Below are 23,622 nucleotides of genomic sequence, written 5' to 3'. Positions count from 1 at the left end.
TTCGCGAAGGACTGGCCTGAATTCATCCCGATAACCCGCTCGGCGAATTAGACAAATCCCTGTCCGTCCGTGGGCATTAATAATCTAGATATATAATTGTAGCGCAGTATCATCTCCGGAATGCCTCGTTGACGGGCGTGGCGCCGAGCCGGTATGAAACAGGCGGGGGCGCCGTCTGTGGCTTCTGTATTCGCAGTCGCTTTTTGCCGCGCCGGTTTGAAGCAAAACCCGGCCGGGCTCATCCTCCGACAAGATTTTAGTCCTGCCGAGATCATGGACCAGCAACATGCGACGTCGTCACTGCATTGCCAATTCGAGCCTGTCAGGTTCGTGGCAGCTCCCATCGCCGGCGAGAGGCCGGTTTGCCGGCGTAGTGCTCACCGTTGCGATCGGTCTGGCTTCGGTCGGCGCCGCTTTCGCCGCGGATATATCGTCACCGGAAGAGCCGGTGGCTCCCGTCCCTGCCGCGAGCGGCTGGACCTTTGCCGTCACGCCCTATGTCTGGATGTCGTCCATGTCCGGCGAGGTGAAATACGGGTCGCTGCAGGCGAATTTCGATAGCAGCTTTTCCGAGATCATCGACCATCTCGATTTCGCCGTCATGGGCACGGTCGAGGCGCGCTATGACCGGTTCAGCGTCTTTTCCGACCTGATTTACATGAAGCTCTCCGCCGACGCCAAGGTGGATCGGCTCGGGCTGGAGGCCGATTTCGGCGCGGAGATCCTGCAATGGACTCCGGCCATCGCCTACTCGATCCTCAAGACCGAGCGCGGCAATTTCGACGTGATGGCGGGCGCGCGGCTATGGTCGCTCGAAACGTCGCTCGACGTCAACGACACCTATGTCCAGTACGGCCTGGATCGCGATCGCTCCGCGACCTGGGTCGACGGGATAGTTGGCGTGAAAGGCCAGTATTCCCTCACGGATTCGGTCTATCTGAGCGGCTGGGCGATGGCCGGCGGCGGCTCCTCGGACTTCAACTGGGATCTGCTCGGCGCCGTCGGCTACAAGTTCAACGACCGCTTCTCGGCGATGGCGGGCTATCGTGCCCAGAGCATCGACTACGAGAAGGGATCGTTCGTCTTTAACCAGGTGCTTCAGGGCCCGATCGTCGGCGGAACGATCAAGTTCTGACGCCAGGCACCCCCTTTCATTTCGTGTAGCTGCAGCCAGGAGACCCCGGCATGAAGACTCTCTCGCGCTCGCTTGCCCTGATGCTGTCCGTTGCCGTCTTGACGCCTTCGATGATCCCGTTGGCCGACGCCTGCACACGGACGCTGTATGTCGGCGCTGACAATACGGTCATCACCGGCCGCAACATGGACTGGAAGGAGGATATGGCCTCCAACCTCTGGGCCTTTCCGGCAGGAATCGAGAGGGACGGCGCTTCGGGGCCGGAATCGATCCGCTGGAAGGCCAAGTATGGCAGCCTCATCACCTCGGGATACGAGGCCGGATCGACGGATGGCATGAACGAGAAAGGCCTCGTCGCCAACATCCTTTATCTGGCGGAGTCGCAATATGCCGCGCCCGTCGCCGGCCGTCCGTTCCTGTCGATCTCGCTCTGGGCCCAATACGCCCTCGACAATTTCGCGACCGTCGACGAAGCGGTCGAACACCTGCGCGCCGAGCCATTCAACCTGCTCGCGCCGACCCTGCCGAACGGCGCGCCGGCGGCGCTGCATCTCGCTCTTTCGGACGCGACGGGTGATTCCGCGATCTTCGAATATGTCGAGGGCAAGCTGCAGATCCATCACGGCAAGGACTACACCGTGATGACCAACTCGCCGATCTATTCGGAACAGCTGGCGCTAAACAGCTACTGGAAGGAGATCGGCGGTCTGGTGTTCCTGCCCGGCACCAACCGCGCCGCGGATCGCTTCGCGCGCGCCTCCTTCCTGCTCGATGCAATTCCGAAGCAGGCCGACCCCAACTACATCGCGGGCGTTCCGCAGCAATCCTTCGAGTATCAGGCCGTTGCCAGCGTTCTGAGCGTTCAGCGCGCGGTCAGCGTCCCGCTCGGCATCACGACGCCGGACCAGCCGAATATCTCCTCGACGATCTGGCGTTCGATCTCGGACCAGAAGAACCTGATCTATTACTTCGACAGCGCGACGCGGCCGAACACGTTCTGGGTCGATCTCGGCAAGATGGATCTGAAGCCAGGCGCTGCGGTGAAGAAGCTGACCATTCAGGATGGCGAGGTTTTCTCCGGCGAAGTGTCGGGCGATTTCAAGCCGGCCAAGCCCTTCGCCTTCCTCCCCGGCAAGCCCGAATAGTCTTTTCGACCCGTTGCTTCCGCCGTTTTTTCCTATGGGAACCGACGCTCTCCGGAGCGTCGGTTTCTTCTTGATGGCGGCTCGCTGGCGTCCGCGCCGGGGCAGCCGCCGTTCAGAGCCCGCGTCGGGCCGCGACGCTTTTCGGGCCGAGATACCAGTCGCGCGCCGCGACCTCCTCGAATACGACCCAGACGTCGCTGTCGGAGAGGCCCGTCGCCTCCTTCACCGCTTCAGTCACCTTCGCGGCAATCGTTGCCTTCTTGCCCTCCGGATCGCTCGCAATGACTTCCCGGACCAGGCGAATGTTGATGAACGGCATTCTCGGCTCCTCCCCATCTGTTTCCTGACGACAAACTGCGGGCGCGGCGACTCTCGGCTCGCGGCGCATCGGCGCTGCCAGTCTGCATTCAATAAGTGGCTCGCACCACCATTGCCTCGGTCGAACGGGGCATCCGCTCCGGGCGGCTTCCCCCGAAGGATGAACCGGCATCCCCACGTCCCGCAATCCGAGGAGTTCCTTCCGCCAGACTGCTGAATCGGTCCACCGGCGACCGCCGGCCTATCGTGCATCAGCCGTTCCGACCTTTCCTTCCGGCATTCGTCGTCAGCGGCCCTCTCCTTCGTTCAGCACGATGCGGAGACCGGTTCATGTCGATCGGCGCGCCCTTTCTTGCCCTGGCCTTCCTGCTTTCGGTTGTCGCGGTCGAGATATTGCGGCGTCTCTCGCCGTGGCTCGGCCTGGTCAACAGGCCTTCGGCGCGCAAGGTCCATACCGGCCTCGTTCCGCTCTGCGGCGGCGTGGCAATGTTCCTGGCGTTTTCGACGATCGTCGCCTTGCGGACGGGGCAGCCATCCACCCCGCTCCTGGCGGATCTCTGGCTTCTGGTCGTCGTGCTCGGAATGCTGGTCGGCATCGGATTTTGGGACGATCTCCGGGACATCGGACCGGGCAAGCGCCTTGCCGTGCAGACCGTGGCCGCGATGGCGCTCCTGGTTGGATGGGGCGCGCAGTCGGGAGCGCCACTGGTGATTGCCTTCGATGGCGTGGCGGCGCTGCCGGGCTGGATCGCTCTTCCCGTCACGCTGCTCTTCTTCGTCGGCCTCACCAACGCTTTCAACATGATCGACGGACTGGACGGCCTGGCGGGTGGCATCGGCGCCGTCGCCTTGGCCGGGACCGCGCTGGCCGGGCTCGTGACGGCCCGCCCGGCGGTCGCCGACGGCAGCCTGCTACTGCTCGCCGTGGTGTTCGGCTTTCTGGTGTTCAACATGCGCAGTCCGTGGCGCGCCCGCGCATCGGTATTCATGGGCGACGCGGGCAGCATGATGCTCGGCGGAGCCGTCGCCGGCTTCATTGTCAGCCTGTCGGCGGTCGACATGGCCGCCGCCGCGCCTGCACGGCCCCCCGTCCTGTTTCCGGCGTTGCTGTGGTTGGTCGCGCTTCCCGTGATCGATACCGTCAGCCTGATGGTTCGCCGACCCTTGGCCGGCCGCAGTCCGATGGCGGCGGATCGGGCCCACCTGCATCATCTTCTGGTCGATCATGGCCTGTCGCCGGTCCGCGCCACTGCGGCGCTCGTGGCAATTTCCGCGCTGCTTGGCGGCGTTGGACTGACCGGAATCCTTCTGGCCTGGTCAGGCTTCTGGATGGGGGTCGGGTTGGCCGTTCCCGTCCTGGCGCATAGCGCGTTCGTGCGATTTGTCGCCTATCGAGGGCGGCGCAGGCTGGCCGAGCCATCGCTGGCGGCCTCGCCCGAGGCGGCGGAATAGCCCTTCTCGTGATCAGGGGAACGGCGGCCTGTCGCGATCCCCTGCAACAGGGCCGTCCACGCCGCCAAGCCATGTCCCCGCCGGTGCGCGGTGTCGAAGGCCAGGCGGGCATTGGCGCCTCGCGCTTCGCGCATCCCCGGACTTCGCTGCAGCGCGGTGATCTGCCTCGCCAGCGCCGGCGCGTCGCCGATCGACACGGTCTCGCCGCAACCGTGCCGGCGAAGCGCTGTGGCCACCTCGCCATCCGAGGCTCCGATGAAGATGGCGGGGCGGCCGGCAGCCAGGATCCCGTAGAGCTTGCTGGGCACGACATAGGGCTCAAGCGCGGGTAGTAGCGAGATGAGATGGACGTCGGCAACCGACAGGCTCTCCGTCAGGCGAGCGCGGGCCTGAAGCGGCCGCAACACGACATTGCCAAGCCGGCGCCGGCGGATCTCTTCCTCCACCTGACCACGGGCATATCCCCCACCGATCAGCAGGAAGCGGATGCCCGGCTCGTCGCGTAGAAGGTCCGCGGCGTCCAGAAGAGTGCGGAACTCATGCGCACGCCCGAAATTGCCGGAATATCCGACAACGAACGGATCGGCGAGGTTCCATTCCTGCCGCAGGCGGTTGTCGTCCGGATGGACAGGAACGATCGCTTCTTCCGACCAATAAGGGATGATGGCGGTCTTGCCGGACGCGACGCCACGCTGGCGCAGCGCCTGTGCCATCGCATCGGTCGGGACGACGTTGGTGCGGGCCAGGCCGAGCGACCAGTCGCGCAAGCCGAGCAGTGCCCAGGCGACGACGCCGGTTCGCATGAGGACATCGAGTTCGATCGCCACCTCGGGAAAGAGATCGTGCAGCCAATTGACCACATGAGCGCCGCGCCCGGCGAGGCTCGCGGCGATCGTGACGGACAAGAGCGGCGGATCGGTGCAGGCGATGACAATGTCGCCACGCCGGACGTGGCGAAAGCACCAGAGCGCGGCGGCGGCATGGAAGCTCAGATAGTCGGCCGCGCGGCCTGCGAGCCCCGCCCGGCCGTAGTGCGAGGCCGGCAGCCGGTGCACGGAGACACCGTCGAGGTCCTCCCGCCGAGGCAAAGGATCGTGCGGATCATCGTGCCGGAAACGGCTGGCCAGGATCGTCACCTCGACGTTCCGCGCCGCCTGCCCGAGGGCGAGGCTGGAAACCATGCGGCTGGTCGCCGACTCGTCGGGATGGAAATAGCGGTTCACCAGCACGATGCGCATGGCTCGGCGTCTCCGGCCCGGATGGGCCCGGCAAGTCTTTCATCGCCGAAATCCGACCGACAAGGCCTGCAAATACCCGAGCCGCGGTCATGGCAGCGACGTGCTGCCATGCGAAAGGCTTAGCCGCGAGCGGCGAGCGTTCGGACCTACCTCCTTGGTCGAGGCACGTCCGTCGAGGGCTGGCGCTGGCGGATGAAAATCGGGAAGGCCATCATCCGATCTGACAGGCGGCACGGTGGCGAGGGCTTCGTATAATTCCTGCCTCGGGGGACACGGAGCCAAGCCATGTCGCGCAAGAAAGCCTTGATCGTCGGCGTGACCGGCCAAGACGGCGCCTATCTGGCCGAGTTGTTACTCGGCAAGGGCTACGAGGTCCACGGCATCAAGCGCCGGTCGTCGTCCTTCAACACGCAGCGGATCGATCATCTCTATCAGGATCGCCATGGGCCGGAGGTCCGCCTCCACCTGCACTATGGCGAACTGACGGATGCGACCAATATTTGCCGGATCATCCACGAGGTCGAACCGGACGAACTCTACAATCTCGGTGCCCAGAGCCATGTCCAGGTCAGTTTCGAGACGCCCGAGTACACAGCGAATGCCGATGCGCTCGGGACGTTGCGACTGTTGGAGGCGCTGCGGATCGCCGGGCTTTCGCAGCGTTGCCGGTTCTATCAGGCGTCGACGTCGGAGCTGTTCGGCGGCAGTCTGACGGCGCCGCAATGCGAAACGACCCCGTTCGCGCCGCGCAGTCCCTATGCCGCCGCTAAGCTCTATGCCTACTGGATCACGGTGAACTACCGCGAGGCCTATGGCATGCATGCCTCGAACGGCATCCTGTTCAACCATGAGAGCCCGCTGCGCGGCGAGACATTCGTCACCCGCAAGATCACGCGCGGTGTCGCCGCGATCGAGCATGGGCTGCAGCAGACGATCTATCTTGGCAATCTCGATGCCCGGCGCGACTGGGGCCATGCCCGCGACTATGTCGACGGCATGTGGCGCATCGTGCAGCATGGCAAGGCCGATGATTTCGTCCTGGCTACCGGCGAGACCCACACGGTGCGCGAGTTTGTCGAGCGCGCCTTCGGCGAAGTCGGCCGGGCGGTGGAGTGGTCCGGCCGCGGCGCCACCGAGAAGGGCCGTGACGCCCGCAGTGGCGCGACACTGGTCGAAATCGACCCGCATTATTTCCGGCCGACGGAGGTAGACCTCCTCCTCGGTGATCCCGGTAAGGCTCGGGAACAACTCGGCTGGTCTCACACGATCTCGTTTCCGGAACTGATCGCCGACATGGTGCAGGCGGATCTGGGGGCGGTGCTCAGGGAGGCTGGCCGCAATGATCGCAGCGCCTGACACCTTCGCATTGGCCGGTAAGCGGGTCTGGGTGGCCGGCCATCGGGGCATGGTGGGATCGGCCCTCGTTCGCCGCCTTCGGCGCGAACCCTGTGAAATCCTGACCGTGTCGAGCAGCGAGCTCGATCTCCGGCGGCAGTCGGCCACCGAGGCCTGGATCGCAGCGATGCAGCCGGATGCCATCGTGCTCGCGGCGGCGCGAGTCGGGGGCATCGCCGCCAATGCCTCGCATCCGGCGCTGTTTCTCTATGACAATCTGGCGATCGCGACGAACGTGATCGAGGCTGCGCGTCGGGCCGGCGTGACGAAGCTGCTGTTCCTCGGATCGAGCTGCATGTATCCGCGCGCCGCACCCCAGCCGATCCAAGAAAGCGAACTCCTGGGCGGTCCGCTGGAGCCGACCAACGAGGCCTACGCGCTTGCCAAGATCGCCGGGCTGAAGCTGGCCGAAAGCTACCACCGCGAATATGGCTGTCGGTTTATCGCGGCGGTGCCGCCGAATCTGTATGGCCCGAACGACAACTACGATTCGGAAAGCTCGCATGTGCTGGCGGCGTTGATCCGTCGCATGCACCTTGCCAAGGCGGACGGCGTGCCGAGCGTCGCGATCTGGGGGTCCGGCCGGCCGACGCGAGAATTCCTGCATGTCGACGATCTTGCCGATGCCTGCGTAGTACTGCTGACGCGCTACGAGGCGGCGCAGTTCATCAATGTCGGCTCGGGCAAGGAAATCCCGATCCGGGCTCTCGCCGGCCTGGTTGCCGAGATTGTCGGCTATCGCGGCGAGATCACCACCGATCCCGACAGGCCGGACGGCATGCCGCGCAAGGTCATGGACACCCGTCGCATGACGGATCTCGGCTGGCGCCCGTCGATCGATCTGCGCGACGGCATTGTCGCGACCTATCAAGCCTGGCTGAGCGAGCGCGCTGCGGTGATGTGACCTGCTTGGCTGCGGTTGCCTTGTCTCCAACGCCGTCGAGCTTGAACGTCGGCCGACGCCTCCATGGCGTCGATCGGGCGGAGGGCTGCTTCCGCTTGAGCGGGCTCATGTTGTGGCGCCTCGCAATCCTCGAAACAGATCGGCGTAGAAGCGCGCCTGCCCGAAGACGCCGAGGATCATCGCGGCGTATATCAACAGCATGACACCACCGCCCAGAAGAACCTGCAGCAGCGGCGAAAGCTGTGCGCCTTCGGCCTTGCCGACCAGGATCGCCGCCATGCCGGCGACTGCCCCGGCCAGGAAGGATCGGCCTATGACCGGCAGGATGTCCCGCGGCGCCACCGGGCCGCCATGCAGGCTCCAGAATACGTGCGGCACGAACCAGAGCACCATCGCGGCCGAATAGGCCATCGCCACACCCCTGGGGCCGAACGGCAGTCCGATGCTGCAGGCGACGACCACGACGCTTGCCACCACAAGAGCAATGCGAAGGCTTCGATCCTGACGGCCGGTGGCCAGAAGCAGCCACCCGAAGGGATTGATCATGCTGAAGATCAGGACGGTCGGAGTGAGCAGGCGGAAGATGATGGCGGCCTCCAGCCATTTCGGGCCGAACAGGATCAGAAAGATCGGCTCGGCGAAAAGGCAGAGAAACAGCGTGAGCGGCACCGACAGGGAGACCAGCAGCGCATACCCCTTGAGAAAATAGGTCCTGAGGCGCGACGGTTCATCCTGCAGGCGGGCGAGAGCCGAGAAGGCGACGCTGCCGACCGCGTTGCTCAGATTGTCGATCGGGACCGAGATCAGCTGATAGGCACGGCCGTAGTTCCCGAGAGCCTCGGCGCCCCAGAACCGCCCGATCAGAACCTTTTCCAGATTGAAGCCGATATAGGTGATGATCGTGTTGGCGGTGACGGTCCCGCCGACGCGCAGGAGCGGCACCACCCCGGCGACGTCGAGGCGTCTGCCCGGCTGCCAGCGCGTCGCGGTCCACATGCCGACGGTGGTTGCCAGTTGGGTAAAGAACGTGGCCCCGACCAGCGCCCAATAGCGATAGCCGGCCAGGGCGATGACGACGCCGGAGAGCAGGCCGACCAGCTGCGCCGCAAACTCGACCAGTGTCAGACTGCCATACCGCATCTCGCGCTGGAGAATGGCGAGATGCTGCACGCCGGCCGCTCCGACGAGGAATCCGGGCGCCAGGAGGATGGTCAGCCAGAACAGGCGGGGCTCGCCATAAAAGGCGACCAGCACCGGCGCCAGCAACCCGCAAAGCAGCGCGAACGCTCCGCCGATCAGCATGTTGATCCAGAACAGGGTCGACATCTGGGTGGCCGAGATCGCCTTGGCTTGCACCGCCGCCGTCGATAGGCCGGCCGATGCGAACATGGCCAGCATGCCGGTGATCGCGGTCGCCATCGCCACCAGGCCGAACTCGCTCGGATCGAGCAGCCGCGCCAGCACCACCATGAATGCCAAGCGCATCAGGACGCTCAGCCCCTGCCCGAGCAGCTTGGCAAGGCCGCTCCGTATCGTCCGGCGCCGCAGGTCTTCCATGCTGCCTCGTCTCCGGTGCGCTCGGCGGGTGCGATCGTCTCAATTGTACGGCGCGCTCGAAGGGATTCTCCGCGATTTAAAGGGGTAGACGGTTACACCCTCCGGCTGGGAATTGCTGGACATTGCGAGCGACCCCACCCCCACCCCTGCCCCAAAGAGGAGGTCTGTCCCCTCCATCAGCCAGGCAGTGCAGCATCGCCGCCTGACCTAGGCTTTCCCCCTGCCCCGCCCGCATGTAGCTGGCCGGGCCCGACGGGGGATGGACCATGAGAGTGCTGGTCACAGGTCATCGGGGCTATATCGGCACCGTCATGGTGCCGATGCTGCTGGCGGCGGGCCATGCCGTTTCCGGATGCGACGCTGATCTCTATGCCGATTGCACCTACGCACCGGGTGGCCGGATCGCGGCGATTCCGGAGCTCCGCAAGGACGTGCGCGACCTGACGGCGGGCGAACTCGCCGGCTTCGACGCGGTGATCCATCTGGCTGCCCTGTCGAATGATCCGCTGAGCGACCTGCAGCCGGCGCTGACCATTGAGATCAATCACCGCGCCAGCGTCGGGCTGGCGTCGCTTGCCAAGCAGGCGGGCGTCCGTCGGTTTCTCTTTGCCTCGTCCTGCAGCAATTATGGCCGAGCCGGCGACCGGATGGTGGATGAGACGGCCGAGCTGCACCCCGTCACCGCCTATGGGCGATCGAAGGTGGATGCCGAACGCGACGTCGCGCAGCTCGCCGACGCACGCTTCTGTCCGGTCTATTTCCGCCCGGCGACGGCCTATGGTCTGTCGCCGCGCCTGCGCTTCGACATCGTGCTCAACAATCTCGTGGCCTTGGCCGTGACGAGTGGAGTGATCCAGCTCAAGTCCGACGGGACCCCCTGGCGACCGGTCTGCCATGTCGAGGACATCGCGCGGGCGTTCGTGGCGGGGCTCGTTGCGTCGGAAGATCGGGTTCACAACGAAGCGTTCAATGTCGGGCAGACCGCCCACAACTACCGCATCCGTGAGCTCGCGGAGATGGTCGCGGAGGGGGTTCCCGGCTGCCGCATCGAGACCGCTCCTGGCGCCGGTCCGGACACACGCTCCTACCGGGTTTCGTTCGAAAAGATCCGGCGACGGCTACCCGAGTTTGATCCGCAATGGGACGCGCACCAGGGCGTCGCGCAACTCCTGGCCGCCTACCGGTCGTCCGCCCAGGCTCTGGCCGAGTTCGAAGGCCCGCGCTACCAGCGCATCGGGCACGTGCGTTCGCTGATGGCGGCGGGCATCCTCGGAGAGGATTTGCGCCGTCGGGCGCCCGCTTCTCGAACCGATGCGATGGCTACGATATGACGATGGCTTCCGCAGACCCGCGAGGGGTCGCCGCCGCCTCACTGGCGGAGACATGTCCTGCGTCGATCGGCGACGAGATCTATCGGCTGGTGACGGAGCTGTTCCCGATTTGCCGGAGTGTCGCTGGCGAAGGGGTGCGCGAAACGTTGCGTCGGATGCAACGCGAAATCCCTCTCACCATCCACGAAGTTCCGACTGGGACTGATGTCTTCGACTGGACCATCCCCAAGGAATGGACGATCCGCAATGCGTATATCCAGAGCGAGGCTGGCGAGCGCGTCGTCGACTTTCGACGCAACAATCTACATGTGATGAACTATAGCGTCCCGGTGCGCGCCAATCTGGAGCTCGCCGAACTCAAGAAACATATTTTCACGCTTCCCGAGCAGCCTGACGCCATCCCCTATCGGAAGTCCTATTTCGAGCCGGCCTGGGGTTTCTGCATGGCGCACAACGCGATGATGGCGCTGCCCGACGGACGGTATGACGTGGTCATCGATTCGAGCCATGACGACGGCAGTCTGAGCTATGGCGAGTATCGGCATGATGGCGCGTTGGAGGACGAAGTCCTGCTCTCGGCCCATATCTGCCATCCGTCGCTGGCGAATGACAATTGCTCCGGCCTGGCGCTACTCGCCTTGCTGGCGAAACAACTCGCCGGCAGGCGGACTCGCTACAGCTATCGTTTCGTCTTCGCACCGACGACCATCGGAACCATCGCATGGCTCGCCCGCAACCAGGATGCGACGAACCGCGTGAAGCATGGGCTGGTTGTCACATGCGTCGGCGACGGCGGCGGTCCAACCTACAAGAAGAGTCGCCGAGGCGATGCCGTCATCGACCGTGCGGCAGCACATGTGCTACGGCACGCAGCCCCATCGTCCAATGTGATCGACTTCAGCCCATTGGGATATGACGAAAGGCAGTATTGTTCCCCCGGCTTTGATTTGCCAGTCGGGGTTTTTCAGAGAAGCCTGTTCGGTGCGTTCCGCGAATACCACAATTCAGGAGACAATCTCCACTTCGTGCGCCCCAAGAATCTTGCCTCTTCCTACAAGATGGTCTGCGATATTCTTGATGTCCTGGAGAGGAATTTCTACCCTCGCAGCACGATCATGAAGGGAGAACCATACCTGGGACGGCATTGCCTCTATGCAGTTGAATCGAAAGGGGGAGTTGGCGCAGCCGCAAATCTGCCGATGCTCTGGGTTCTGAGTTTTGCCGACGGTCAGCATTCGCTGCTCGATATCGCCGAACGCGCCAGTTTGCCATTCGCGACACTGATAGGCGCAGCGCGCGCTCTGCAATCGCTCGAGATACTGGAAAGAGCGGACACTCCAGAGCGAACCGCGTGCTGACTGGCGGTTAGGAAACGGTCCGGGGCTGCTTAGCTCCAACTCGCCGGCAGCAAACGTCGCATGGCGGCCGTCACCGAGCCATCCCCCGGCTCTGCGCCCTTGCGCAGCAGGTAGCCGAGCGGCGGCAGCAGTGCCGTCGACCAGGATCGGCCCACCACATAGCGAAACAGCCCTGCAGCGTTCCGGACATCGCCCCGGCACAGATGGCTCATACCCGACCAATAGGCTCGGCCGACAAGACCGCGGGCCGCCAGCCTGGCGAGCCGGGTGGCGTCGGGATGTGCGGCGCCTTCGTGCGCGAAGAACCAGACGAATGCCGCTTCATAGGCGAGAATCTGCAGGCGACGATTGTCGCGTACCACTGCCGATCTCTCCTTCTCGTGCGTGCGCATGAACAACTGAGGCGTGTGGGTACTGGCGATGTCCCCGCCTAGAAGGGTCAGCCGCATCATCAACTCGAAATCATCGGATTGATCGAGCGCGGCGCAGTAATATCCGGCGCGCTTCTGGACCGGGGTTCGCACGACGGCCGAACAACTGCGTACGGAGTAGAGTCCCGTGCGACAGAACTGCTCCAGAAGGCTCCGTGCCGGCTTGATCCGCCACAGCGCCGTATTTGCCACCGTGTCGCTGCGTCGCCCCGGAATGTCGGCCGCGAGATCCCCGAACGCCAATGTGACATTCGGGTTCTGTTCCAGCACCGAAATAGCCCGCTGCAAGGATCCTGCCGTCAGGAGGTCGTCTGCGCAGAGGATCATGAAATAGTCCGACGATGCCCAGTCGATCGCTTCATTGAAGGATGCCTGGTGGCCGAGGTTGATCCGATGCTGGACGAAGCTGATGCGTGGATCCCCTGTCGCGGCTTGCTGCGCGATCTCGGCACTATCGTCGCTTGAGGCATTGTCGATGATCAGGAGGCGCATGGCGGCAACGTCCTGTGTCAGGACACTCTCGACGCAGTCCCGCAAGTACCGGCCGTAGTTGTAGTTGGGAATGGCGACATCGATGCTGGGCATGACTTCCTGCGCTCGCACGAACGAGAAGACGAGACCTTTGCCCGATTGTGAGCGCCCGCACACCTCCGGAACAAGCCAGCCGAAGGCCCTAGAGACCCGTTGGTGTGCCAGTTGTTCGGCTTGGAAACTCCTCCAAATGAGGTAGCGGTTTCTGTCCTTCCATCATCAGAACGTGCAACGCGACCTTCTTGCAGTTCTTGTTATGTTCCGAAGGCAAACGAGTGCATCCAGTGCGGATGTTCCGCTGCTACGGGGCGTGTCGAGAGATCGTCGAGGGAGGACTCGGATGATGAAACTTTTCGGATCGGCGCCAGAGGGTGGGCGACCGCATTCTGGCAAGTGTCGGCTTTGCGGCAGTGACCTGCGGCACGTCTTCGTCGATCTCGGCATGTCGCCACTTTGCGAGCGTTTCGTGCCGGAGGAGGATCTCGACCGCGCCGAAGTTAGTTACCCGCTTCGCGTCCTGGCGTGCGATTTTTGTCTCCTCGTGCAGCTCAAGGCCTATGTCGAGCCGGATGAAATCTTCAGCGACTATGCGTATTTCTCCTCCTATTCGTCCAGTTGGGTGGCCCATTCCAAGAGCTATTGCGAGGCGATCACGCGGCGACTTCAGCTCGATGCGGGAAGTTCTGTTGTCGAGATCGCCAGCAATGACGGATATCTGCTTCAGCACTTTGCGCCGCTCGGCGTTCGCGCACTCGGCATCGAGCCGGCACAGAATGTCGCCAGGGCGGCGATCGAGAAGGGTGTCGAGACGCGGATCGCGTTCTTCGGCTCGGAATTGGCGCAGCAGCTGGTGTCGGAGGGAAGGCAAGCCGATCTCATCATCGGCAACAACGTACTGGCGCAAGTTCCGGACCTGAACGACTTCGTCGAAGGAATGCGGATTCTTCTCAAACCGGACGGCGTGGTGACGCTGGAGTTCCCGCATCTGGCTCGACTGATGAACGAGACGCAATACGACACGATCTACCACGAGCACTTCTCGTATTTCTCGCTGCTCGCGATCGAACAGATAGCCGCGCGGCATCAGTTGCGGCTTTTCGATATCGAGGAATTGACAACGCATGGCGGATCGCTTCGGGCTTATCTGGTGCACGCGGCTTCCAGTCGTCCGCAGTCTCCCTCGGTCCCGGCGCTGTTTGCGCGCGAGCGGGCGATGGGGCTCGATCGGGTTGCGACTTATTCCGCCTTCGCCGAACGCGTTCGGGCCTCGAAGCGCAAGCTGCTTTCCCTGCTGATTGGACTTAAGAACGAGGGCAAGACCATCTGCGGCTATGGCGCACCGGGCAAGGGCAATACCCTGCTCAATTATTGCGGCATCGGTACCGACTTCCTCGACTTCACGGTCGACCGCAACCCGCACAAGCACGGTCATTTCACCCCCGGCATGCACATTCCGATCCTGCCGCTGGAGGCAATCGAACTCGCCAGGCCGGATTATGTCCTCATCCTGCCCTGGAACCTCAGGGACGAAATCATGGCCCAGATGGCTCACATCGCGGAATGGGGCGCGCGCTTCATCGTGCCGATCCCCGAGCCGCGCATCGTCGAGCCAAACGGCAATGCGAAATGGCGGGAGGTCGTATCATGAAGGTCGTTTTGTTCTGCGGCGGTCTCGGAACGCGGATCCGCGAATATCCCGAGAGTATCCCCAAGCCGATGATCCCGATCGGCCAGCAGCCGATCCTCTGGCACCTGATGAACTACTACAGCCAGTACGGGCATACGGATTTTGTTTTGTGCACCGGCTACAAGGCGAATGTCATCAAGGAGTTCTTCCTGAACTACCGGCCGCAGGCCTATGCCGATTGCGTCGTTTCGGGCTTTGGCACCAAGATCGAGATGCTCGGAGCGCCGGAACAGGATTGGCGCGTGGCGCTGATCGATACCGGGATGTGGCGCAACATCGGCGAGCGGTTGCTGGCTGTCCGCGAGCATGTCCGGGACGAGGAGATCTTCCTCGCCAATTACAGCGACGGCCTCAGCGATGTCGATCTGGGCGACATGATCGCGCGATTCAGGGCCAGCGGAAAGCTTGCCTGCTTCCTGGCGGTGCGGCCGCAACTCAGCTTCCATTTCGCCGACATTGCCGGCGACGGCGGGGTCCGGGGCTTCAGGACAGCGGATCGCTCCGATCTCTGGATCAATGGCGGCTTCTTCCTGTTCAGGCCAGGGATCTTTGATTTTCTTCTGCAGGGCGAGGAACTCGTGCTCCAGCCGTTCGCCCGATTGATCGAGGCTGGCGAACTGCTGGCCTACAAATATGAGGGCTTCTGGCGGGCAATGGACACGCTGAAGGACCGGCAAGTGCTGGAGGAAATGGTAGAGCAAGGCCGGATGCCGTGGCGGAGGATGGAAAGCGCCGCGATGGCCGGGCCGCTGGCGATCGCCGGGCTATGAAACCGCTCTCGTTGGTGCGGCCGGGCGATGGTCTCTCGGTGCTCTGCCTCGGCGCGCATTCCGACGACATCGAGATCGGCGCGGGCGGCACGCTGCTCGCCTGGATCGCGGCAGGGGCGCGCCTCGATGTGCGGTGGTGCGTTCTCAGCGCTCCTGGCGAGAGAGCCAGGGAGGCGCAGCGATCGGCCGCCTCCTTTCTCGCCGGCGCCTGCAAGTCCGACGTGGTTGCCGGCACGTTTTCCGATGGGCTCTTCCCGGAACAGGGAGAGGCGATCAAGGCCTGGATGGAGAACCTGAAGTCGGGCCGCGCACCCGACCTTATCCTGACCCATCGCCGCGACGACGCGCATCAGGATCATCGCGCCGTCTCGCGGCTGACATGGAACACGTTTCGCGATCATCTGATCCTCGAATACGAGATCCCGAAATGGGATGGCGATCTCGGTCGACCCAACCTCTATGTGCCGTATGGCGAGGACGTGATGGAGCGCAAGATCGCGCTGCTGGTCGAGCACTTCGCCTCGCAGCGATCGAAAGACTGGTTCGACGGCGAGACTTTTCGTGGGCTCGCCCGACTTCGCGGCGCCGAGTGTCGATCGTCCGGGCGCTATGCCGAGGCCTTCATTTTGCGCAAGGGCGCGATCGGCTAATTCGCGCCGCCGATGCCGCCCCCTATCCGGGTGGTCGACCTCGTCAGCCCAAGTCACGACTGCGACAGGCGCAGGCCCTGCCCTAGTCTCGTGAACAATCTAGCCAGGCACGCTCCTTCGAACGGAGGTTCGGAGTATGAAACTCGCCTACTTCGTCTATCCGCATCGCGGTGGGACCTTCACGGTATTTCGCCATCTGCGCGCCGGTCTCGCGCCACTCGGTATCGATGTCCGCTGGCTCGGGATCGGGCCCGCCGCCCATCAGGCGGCAACCCATCCCGACTGGCAGGCCGAAAGCCCGAACGGAATGGCGTGCGGACAGCCTACCGACGACGAACCGGCCCAGGCGAGGGCGTTGCTGGCAGCCGTCACCAGCGGCGGCTATGACGGCGTCTTCGTCAATGTCCATGCCGATCCCGTGCAGACCAACCTCGCGCGCCATCTCCCCGCATCCGTGCTTCGTGTCCTCATCGTGCACAACATCACCCCCGGAACCTATGCAGCGGCGGCGGCCATTCGGGATCATGTCCATGGCACGGTCTGCGTCTCGCCCCGCATCAAGGCGGACCTGATCGCTCGCCATCATTTCCATCGCGCCGCGATTTGTACGATCGGCAACGCCGCGGATCTGCCGGCTGCGTCGCCTCGCGGGCCCCGACCCGGGGGATCGTCGCTACGAATCCTCTCTCTTGGCCGCATCGAAGACCAGGCCAAGGGCGTGCTGTGGCTTCCCTCTATCCTGCGCCGGCTGCCACCAGATGTGAGGCTGACCATCGCCGGCGACGGTCCGGATCTTCCGCGTCTAGAGCAGCGATGCGCCTTTCTGGGCGAGCGCGTTCGCTTCACCGGCGCTGTCCCACCGGCCGTCGTTCCGGCGCTGATGGCCGAGCATGACATCCTGCTGGCTCCCTCCCGGTTCGAGGGCTTCATGATCACCGCGGCCGAGGCGATGGCGGCCGGATGCGTGCCGGTTGTTTCGCGCATCCATGGAGTTACGGACGCGGTGGTCGATGATGGCGTGACGGGACTGCTATTCCCGGTCGGTGACATCGAGGCGGCGTCGGTGGCCATCCGACGTCTGATTGATCTGCCTTCGTTCTGGCTCACCCTGTCGCGTCGCGGCACCACCTCGGCGCGGGAGCGATTTGGTGTCAACCGCATGGCGGAGAGCTATGCGGCCCTCCTTCATCGCCTCCAGCTCTCGCGCCCAGGGATCGCTCCGCCTCTTCCCATGCAGGCCTGGCGTCTTCCGTCCGGTCTCCGCCCCGGCCTGCGAACGCATCTGCCGATCCCGCTCAAGAATCTGATTCGGGGAATCCGTGAGCGAGCGCGTCCAAGCGGGCGCTCGATGCGCAAGATTGAAGAACGTGAGGCGTGACGCGATGGCGATGCCGCTGATCTGGACACTCGTTCTCGCCTCTGCCGGCGTCGTGATCGCGAGTCTCCGAAGCCCAGAGGGCGCCTATCACTATCCGTTTCTAGCGGGTGCGACATTTCTGGGCTTCATCGCCCCGCAATTGCCGGCGTTCGCCGACGACCCGTTTTTTCCGGCGGGCGCCGTGGCAAGGACGGCGGCATTTGCGATCCTTTGCCTCGCCGGCTGCGTGCTCGGCTGGTGTGCCGCGCGCCGCTCCGTGACGAAAGGCGCGCCTTGGCGCCTCGACGAGCACAAGCTGCTCGCCATCGCCGCGGTTCTGTCGGGCATCGGCGCCTATTTCTATATGAAGATCAACAACCTCCCCTACGACATCAAGTTTTCGGTCTATACGGGCCTGCCCGTCGTCTACATCTTCTTCGCCCGGTTGCTTCCCTATGGCTTTGCCATTGCGCTAATCGTCTGTGCCCACCGGCCAAGCCTGCCGGGACTGGCCATCCTGGCATTCGATCTCGTGATCTACGCCGATCGGATACTGATGCACGGACGACGTAGCGAAGCGGCAGACTTCGTTTTCCTGATCGCGCTGGCGTTCTGGTTCCAGCGGCGCTGGGCCGCCCCACGGCTGCTCTCGCTGCTGTTCGTCCTCGCCGCCGCGCTCGCCCTCACCAGCACAGGAGACTATCGTTCTGTTACGACTGCGCGCGACCCATCGCCATGGTCGTCCCTGCTGAAGATCGATGTCGGCGCCAATTTTGCCGATGTCGTCGCGCATGGCGGCAATGAGGTACGGAACGCGGTCAACCGGATGGAAGCGGTTCGCCAGACCGAGGCGTTCGACTTCGGCCTCAGTCACTGGAACGCAACGGTATTCAACTACGTGCCGGCGCAGCTCTTCGGCGCCAGCTTCAAGGAAGGGTTGATGATCCCGCTAGAGGGCCAGATCGCACGAGACTACGCCCCTCATCCGGGCACGACAGAGACGGGCCTGACTGACGCCTTCGCCTCGTTCGCCTATCTGGGCGCCCTGAAGTTCTTCCTGCTCGCCTACCTAATGCGACGCCTCTATGACGCCGCCATGGCCGACAGTACGATGTGCCAGATAGTCTACGCGCTATCGTTGGCGCCGGCGATGCACGCCATTACCCACCACACGCAATGGCCGTTTTCAGCCTGGATTCACATGCTGGTATTTCTCGTGCCGGCGCTGCTGCTGGCGCGCGTGCGGAGGGACGGTATTCAGGCGCACGGCGCACCGATCCGGTTGTCGCCATGAACGCGCCAGCACGAAGCAAGCCGCGAAACGCAGTGCCTCACTTGCCTCGCGTCGCCGTCTTGTTTCAGCGTTTCGGGCCCTACCACATCTCGAGGCTAGATGCGGCGGCACGGCAAGTGTCGGTCATCGGTATCGAACTCAGCGGGACCGACCGAACCTATGCGTGGGAAAGCACGCGAGGATCGGGCGAGTTTCCGCGACAGATCGTATCCGGCGATATCGATGCCGAGTCCGTTCGCACCATGCTGGGCAAGGTATCGGCAACACTGGCAACAGCGCGACCCGATGTGGTCGCCATCGCCGGCTGGTCCCATCCAGCGGCGCTGGCAGCTCTGCTATGGTGCGCCCAGAACGGCAAGCCGGCCATCGTCATGTCGGACAGCGCCGCGGCAGACACGCCGCGTCTTCCATGGCGCGAAGCCGTCAAACGGCGGATCATCTCGCTCTACGCAGCCGCCTTGGTCGGCGGCGACGCGCATCGCCGCTATCTGGTGGCACTCGGCATGAACGACGTTGGCATCTTCGATGGGCTTGATGTCATCGACAATGCGCATTTCTCCGAAGGAGCGGATCGGGCTCGTGCCGACGCCGATGCGCTGCGCACCGAGCAGGGCCTGCCCGCACGCTATTTCCTGGCCTCCAGCCGGCTGGTCGCCAAGAAGAACCTCTTCGCTCTCGTCAACGCCTATCGCGCCTATCGCGCGACCGCTGGCGCGCCGGCATGGGATCTGGTCATCCTGGGGGACGGCCGGCTGATGCCGGAGCTTCGTGCCCTCGTCGCTCGGGAGGGGCTGACGAGTTGGGTGCACCTACCCGGTTTCCGGCAATATGCGGAACTCCCCACCTTTTATGGCCTCGCCGGTGCCTTTGTTCTGGCCAGCACAACCGAGCAATGGGGGTTGGTGGTGAACGAGGCCATGGCAGCGGGCCTGCCGGTGCTGGTGTCCTCGCGTTGCGGCTGCTCCGACGCGCTCGTGCAGCACGGCGTCAATGGCTACCGGTTCGATCCGCAAGACATAGGGCAACTCGCGCAGCAGATGCGGATGATTGCAGTGGATCCCCTCGCGGCCGTGGCCATGGGGCGAATCGGCCGAGCGACGATCGCCGCATGGTCGCCGGAGCGATTTGCCGTCAATCTGCGGCGCGCCGTCGATCACGCGCTGGAAACGCCAGCGCGTACTGGCCTCTTCGCGCGGGCTCTGACCGCCGGGATGTTGTTCCGTCGGGAACGACCGGATGATTGAAGCCTACGAGACGCCGGGGAGAACTTCCGTCACGCCAAGATCGCGCCGCTGCCCGGCTGGGCCTGCCGATTCGATCGGGCGACCAGTCTACCCCGAGGATCTACCGGATGCGCTGCAGCATTTGATGCCAAGCCGCACCATAGCGCGGGATGGTCATCGTCTCGACGCGTCGACGAGCGGCCTCGCCCATTTGCAGCCGCAGGGCAGGATCCCGGATCAGGCGCTCGATCGAGTCCTTCATGCCGTCGATGTCCTCGCAGCCATGGACGAAGCCCTCGACGCCGTGGCGCACCGGCGTGCCACTGTTGGGCGTAGTGACGATCGGCAGCCCGGTGGCCATCGCCTCCATCACGGCACCAGCCGATCCCTCGCAGGCCGACGGGAACAGGAAGATGTCGAAGCTCTCCAGCCAATACCGGACCGCCGAAGCGGGAACACTACCGGTGAGATGAGCCTGTCCGCGATGACGATCGACACGACCCGCGTCGAGTGCCACCGGACCGACCAGGATGAAGCGGACGATCTGGGGATCGAACGCCCGGGCGATTTGGAGAAATGCGGGGCTGCCCTTGCGCAGTGAGACATGGCCGACGAAACCGATCCGCACAGGCCCGCTTCGCTCGCGCCGATCCTGGAAGGCAAAAGCGTTCGCATCAACCGGATAGGGGATGACCGAAATCCTATCGGGCTCGATTCCCTGTTGAAGCAGGCCGTCGCGGACATAGCTGGAGGCACACGTGATATGGTCGGATGCCTGCCAGGTTCGTTGTTCGATCTGGCGCATGATCGCGGCGCCCGGCGCGGCGACCGCCGTTTCCCAGCCGGGCCAGCGCTCCGCTTGTCGCGCTTCCTCGCGGATCTGCACATCGATGGGCGCGATCATCTGGTCGGAGATGACGGTGATATTGCGGTGCCGCGCCACCTCGCAAAGGAGTGGGTCGATATTGCGGACGAAGCCGGCGAGAACGTTGGCGCCCCGCCAGCCGTCATCAAGAACCTGCCGGCAGATCGCCCGCGAGCGCTGGACAAAGATCTCTTCCGGCAAGACGGCTCGGCTTTCGAGAAGGCGGGAGATCAGAGCCGGCCAGCCGGTGGCGACCACCCGGCTGCCGGCGAGGTCGGCGCAGCGACGCCCTGCGAGGCGGCGGCCAGCGCCCTTCGAGATCTTCGCCATGGCGTCGGCCATCAGGGCCTCGGCCGAGCCGGATCGTATGAACCAGTCGGTGTGGACGGTGCCGAGAATGCCGGCCGCTTTGAGCGCCAGCGGGAGCGCGTAGCGCAGTCGCGCTCCGTCCTGGATGACCGTGACGTTCAGGGGTGTGGGCAGAAGGCCGTCCCGGAGCGCTCCGGGCTCCGCCGCCAGCACGGAGGCTTCGTTCCGCTTCATGCCAGATCCACCGTCTCGGGCCGGTCGGCAAGACCGAGGAGCCAACGATAGACGTCCTCCATGTCATCGGCTACCCGGGGCCAGGCATAGAGCTCGGCGACGAGGCGGGCGCCGAGCTCGCCGATCTCGTCCCGGCACGCTGCCGGCATGGTGAACAGCCGCCGCAGTCCCATCGCGATGCTGTCCCGCTCCGGCAGGATGCGCAGCGCACCGGCACGGGCAAAGCCATGCGGCAGATTGCACTGCGGTGTCATCAACACCGGTAGCCGCGCCGCCCAGGCTTCCAGCACGGCAATCGGCAGGCCCTCGCTGAGGGACGGGAGGACAAAGGCGTCGGCGGCGGCCAGCGTGCGCGCCTTTTCCTCGCCAAATTGCGGGCCGACGAAATGGACGATCCCGCGCAGGCCGAGAGCCTCCGTCATTTGTTCGAGCTTTTCGCGATAGCCGGGGTCGCCCCAGCCGGCGATGACGAGATGCCATGCCTGGAGCGCCGCGGCGTCCCGCGCCACAGCCAGGCCCGTCAGCAGATCGGGGATGCCCTTTTGCGGGGCAAGACGACCAAGGAACAGCAGGATCGACGCCCGCCCTGGCACCCGGCTTCGCCAGAGAGGCGCCGCCGCCCCCTTGTCCGCGGCAACCCCGACGCCGTTCGGCACGACGCAGACCGGGTTTGTGAGACCAGCGGCTCGGATCGAAGCCAGTTCGGCATCACAGAGCGCATGCAGACAGGAGGCTCCGCGCAGATGGCGCATCTCATAGGCAAGGCTCGCCAGTTGCTTCTTCCAGCGGCGATGCGCCAGAGCCCATCGATCCAGCTGGCCATGCGGCGTGACGATATAGGGCGCCTTGCGCGCCGCAGCCCATCTTGGCGCAGCGACGGAAGGATACATCCAGAGCCCATGCACATGCAGAAGATCGGCTCGACTGGCGCGGAGCGCTTGGCCGAAGGCCGGGGAATAGCCGAACGATCTCGGCCCGTGCGTGGGAAACGACCGCGCGGGGACGCCACAGCGCGTCAGGACGTCGACGCCGCCGGCGGGATGATCGAGGCCGAGGACCTCGACATCGATTCCAGGCCGCCCCCCCAGCGCCGACGCCAGCCCGGCCACGGCTTCAAAAATGCCGCCGGAAGCTCGGGACAATCGGCCCATCGCCATGGCGACGTGCATGCGGGCGGGAGTTCGCGGCGATTGCCCCCAATACCCGCTGCTCGCCACGGAATGCATATCCGGCATGCTGCCCTCCCTAGTTGCTCCCTGGCGGCGTCAGCGACCTTCCGTTGGCTGCCGTCCGTCGAGCTCGTCAAGATGACGATCGACTTCGAGAATATCGCCGGGCTGCAGCCGATCTCGGTCGCCGACCCGGACCGGCTCGGTTCCGGTCGCCGTGCGACGGACGACGATATAGGTGGCTGCCGGCAGCTGTCGGTTGGCTCCCGCCTCCAGATCCTCACTGGCAGCCCCTATGCTGGCCGTCAGCGAGGCGATCCTCTGCTCGGTCCGGGCGATCGCCAGCTCCAGCAACCGCAGCGCCATGGCATTCTCAGCGGCCCGGCTTTCCTGCAGCGCAGCCGCGCGCTGGTCGATCTCGAGACGGCCGTGTCTTGCGCGCGCGAGGAAGCTCATCACATCCAGCTTGTCGCGCTTCAGCTCGGAATGCTGGCGCTGGATCTCGCGCAGTCGCGACAGCGCCGTCAGGCCCTGATTGGCCAGCTGCTGCGTCGCTTCGACATCCTGGGTGATCAGGTCGAGTTCGCGATCATGCAGCTGGAGGCTTTCCCGCAGGGTGGCGATTTCGTCGTCGAGCGCGCGCCGCTGCGCGTCGAAGGCGGCGATCTGGCCGGCGAGCGATGCCTTGCGGATCTGAAACAGGGCGGTCTCGGCAGCGACCATGTCAAGAGGAGCGCCGGAGGCCGACAGGCCCGCAGCGTCGAAATCGGTCTCGGATATCTCGGCTCTCAGGCGTGCCCGCTCGACGCGCTGCGACCAACGGAAGAGCTTCTGATCGGCAAAGTCCTGTCGCAGGGCCAGCAATTGCAGGGCGGCGCCGGTGACGGGAGCCAGCGGGCGGCGCAAACCGCCGCCGAGCGCGACCAGCTCCAGCACGATCATGCCGGGACGGAATTCGTGGCGACCGGGCGTCTGGACATCGCCGGTGACAAAGACCGGCGCGTGGCCGATCACGTCGACGCTGACGGTGTGATCGGCTGGAATGCGCCCCGCCAGCCCTCTCGCAAGCCGTTGGGCGGCTTCTTCCGGCGACAGATCCATCAGCAGCACGCGTCCGATGCGTGGATAGGTGATGGAGCCGTCGGGGCCCAGCGTGAACTTGCCGCCGAGGTCGGGCTCGCCGAAGACGGCAACCTGGACCATGTCGCCGACGCCGAGCCGATAGATCTCAGTGGCTTCGGCGCCTCTGCCCCAGAGCAGGAGGATCAA

20 protein-coding genes are annotated in these 23,622 nt (G+C 64.5%); 13 read left to right on the top strand and 7 right to left on the bottom strand.

All coding sequences use genetic code 11. From position 1 onward, the window contains the following. The first annotated feature begins 448 nt into the window (after positions 1–448). A complete protein-coding gene (locus G342_RS0103070; protein ID WP_156830766.1) occupies positions 449–1,135 on the top strand; it encodes a hypothetical protein in 687 nt (228 codons plus the stop codon). 50 nt (positions 1,136–1,185) lie between these two features. Beyond that, positions 1,186–2,280, top strand: a complete 1,095-nt coding sequence (locus G342_RS0103065) for a linear amide C-N hydrolase (RefSeq protein ID WP_018181634.1) — start codon at positions 1,186–1,188, stop codon at positions 2,278–2,280. Positions 2,281–2,392: 112 nt separating this feature from the next. On the opposite strand, the gene G342_RS0103060 is transcribed toward G342_RS0103065, so the two are convergent. Continuing rightward, positions 2,393–2,599 (bottom strand): tautomerase family protein, encoded by a 207-nt coding sequence (locus tag G342_RS0103060; protein ID WP_018181633.1) that lies wholly within the window; start codon positions 2,597–2,599, stop codon positions 2,393–2,395. A gap of 95 nt (positions 2,600–2,694) precedes the next feature. Between G342_RS0103060 and G342_RS23050 the strand changes: the two genes are divergently transcribed. Further along, the gene (locus tag G342_RS23050) at positions 2,695–4,050 is read left to right on the top strand and encodes an MraY family glycosyltransferase (protein ID WP_156830765.1); all 1,356 of its coding nucleotides are present in this window, start codon (positions 2,695–2,697) and stop codon (positions 4,048–4,050) included. Here the strand turns inward: G342_RS23050 and G342_RS23045 are convergent. Next, on the bottom strand, positions 3,987–5,288 hold the full coding sequence (locus G342_RS23045; protein ID WP_018181631.1) for a glycosyltransferase family 4 protein: 1,302 nt from the start codon (positions 5,286–5,288) through the stop codon (positions 3,987–3,989). The two genes, G342_RS23050 and G342_RS23045, sit on opposite strands and share 64 nt — an antisense overlap. Positions 5,289–5,573: 285 nt before the next feature. Between G342_RS23045 and gmd the strand changes: the two genes are divergently transcribed. Then, positions 5,574–6,644: a GDP-mannose 4,6-dehydratase gene (gene gmd / locus G342_RS0103045; RefSeq protein ID WP_018181630.1), complete on the top strand. Its 1,071-nt coding sequence runs from the start codon at positions 5,574–5,576 to the stop codon at positions 6,642–6,644. Continuing rightward, entirely contained in the window at positions 6,628–7,587 is a 960-nt protein-coding gene (locus G342_RS0103040; protein WP_018181629.1) for a GDP-L-fucose synthase family protein, read from the top strand. Before gmd ends, G342_RS0103040 begins: the two co-directional genes overlap by 17 nt. Positions 7,588–7,692: 105 nt before the next feature. Here G342_RS0103040 and G342_RS0103035 read toward each other — a convergent pair whose 3' ends face one another. Continuing rightward, entirely contained in the window at positions 7,693–9,144 is a 1,452-nt protein-coding gene (locus G342_RS0103035; RefSeq protein ID WP_018181628.1) for a lipopolysaccharide biosynthesis protein, read from the bottom strand. 266 nt (positions 9,145–9,410) lie between these two features. Here G342_RS0103035 and G342_RS0103030 point away from each other — a divergent pair, with 266 nt between their 5' ends. Together G342_RS0103030 and G342_RS0103025 are read left to right on the top strand one after the other, a co-directional pair. Next, positions 9,411–10,475 carry an NAD-dependent epimerase/dehydratase family protein gene (locus G342_RS0103030; RefSeq protein ID WP_040878118.1) on the top strand — a complete coding sequence of 355 codons (1,065 nt, stop codon included), beginning with the start codon at positions 9,411–9,413 and terminating at the stop codon, positions 10,473–10,475. After that, positions 10,472–11,833 carry a DUF4910 domain-containing protein gene (locus tag G342_RS0103025; protein ID WP_018181626.1) on the top strand — a complete coding sequence of 454 codons (1,362 nt, stop codon included), beginning with the start codon at positions 10,472–10,474 and terminating at the stop codon, positions 11,831–11,833. Before G342_RS0103030 ends, G342_RS0103025 begins: the two co-directional genes overlap by 4 nt. A 29-nt stretch (positions 11,834–11,862) precedes the next feature. Here G342_RS0103025 and G342_RS23040 read toward each other — a convergent pair whose 3' ends face one another. After that, on the bottom strand, positions 11,863–12,849 hold the full coding sequence (locus G342_RS23040; protein WP_018181625.1) for a glycosyltransferase family 2 protein: 987 nt from the start codon (positions 12,847–12,849) through the stop codon (positions 11,863–11,865). 286 nt (positions 12,850–13,135) lie between these two features. On the opposite strand from G342_RS23040, the gene G342_RS0103015 reads away from it, so the two are divergent. The 6 genes from G342_RS0103015 (at position 13,136) to G342_RS23030 (ending at position 19,797) form a co-directional block, all read left to right on the top strand. Continuing rightward, positions 13,136–14,443: a class I SAM-dependent methyltransferase gene (locus G342_RS0103015; protein WP_051094068.1), complete on the top strand. Its 1,308-nt coding sequence runs from the start codon at positions 13,136–13,138 to the stop codon at positions 14,441–14,443. Further along, a complete protein-coding gene (locus tag G342_RS0103010; RefSeq protein WP_018181623.1) occupies positions 14,440–15,252 on the top strand; it encodes a glucose-1-phosphate cytidylyltransferase in 813 nt (270 codons plus the stop codon). The genes G342_RS0103015 and G342_RS0103010 overlap by 4 nt, the downstream gene beginning before the upstream one ends. Next, positions 15,249–15,902 carry a PIG-L deacetylase family protein gene (locus G342_RS0103005; RefSeq protein WP_018181622.1) on the top strand — a complete coding sequence of 218 codons (654 nt, stop codon included), beginning with the start codon at positions 15,249–15,251 and terminating at the stop codon, positions 15,900–15,902. The genes G342_RS0103010 and G342_RS0103005 overlap by 4 nt, the downstream gene beginning before the upstream one ends. Positions 15,903–16,038: 136 nt before the next feature. Next, positions 16,039–17,280 (top strand): glycosyltransferase family 4 protein, encoded by a 1,242-nt coding sequence (locus G342_RS23035; RefSeq protein ID WP_018181621.1) that lies wholly within the window; start codon positions 16,039–16,041, stop codon positions 17,278–17,280. Between the two features lie 4 nt (positions 17,281–17,284). Further along, positions 17,285–18,553, top strand: coding sequence for a hypothetical protein (locus tag G342_RS25905; RefSeq protein ID WP_018181620.1), 1,269 nt, complete (start codon positions 17,285–17,287; stop codon positions 18,551–18,553). A gap of 116 nt (positions 18,554–18,669) precedes the next feature. After that, positions 18,670–19,797 (top strand): glycosyltransferase family 4 protein, encoded by a 1,128-nt coding sequence (locus G342_RS23030; protein ID WP_018181619.1) that lies wholly within the window; start codon positions 18,670–18,672, stop codon positions 19,795–19,797. A gap of 100 nt (positions 19,798–19,897) precedes the next feature. Here G342_RS23030 and G342_RS0102985 read toward each other — a convergent pair whose 3' ends face one another. From G342_RS0102985 to G342_RS0102975, 3 genes are all read right to left on the bottom strand, one after another. Then, positions 19,898–21,184, bottom strand: coding sequence for a glycosyltransferase family 4 protein (locus G342_RS0102985; RefSeq protein ID WP_018181618.1), 1,287 nt, complete (start codon positions 21,182–21,184; stop codon positions 19,898–19,900). Continuing rightward, positions 21,181–22,326, bottom strand: coding sequence for a glycosyltransferase (locus G342_RS0102980; RefSeq protein ID WP_198010725.1), 1,146 nt, complete (start codon positions 22,324–22,326; stop codon positions 21,181–21,183). Before G342_RS0102980 ends, G342_RS0102985 begins: the two co-directional genes overlap by 4 nt. A gap of 123 nt (positions 22,327–22,449) precedes the next feature. Beyond that, a complete protein-coding gene (locus G342_RS0102975) occupies positions 22,450–23,622 on the bottom strand; it encodes a polysaccharide biosynthesis/export family protein (RefSeq protein WP_018181616.1) in 1,173 nt (390 codons plus the stop codon).

This window comes from Kaistia granuli DSM 23481 (assembly GCF_000380505.1).
Classification (GTDB): Bacteria; Pseudomonadota; Alphaproteobacteria; order Rhizobiales; family Kaistiaceae; genus Kaistia; species Kaistia granuli.
This window is presented reverse-complemented; position numbering and strand designations above follow the sequence as displayed.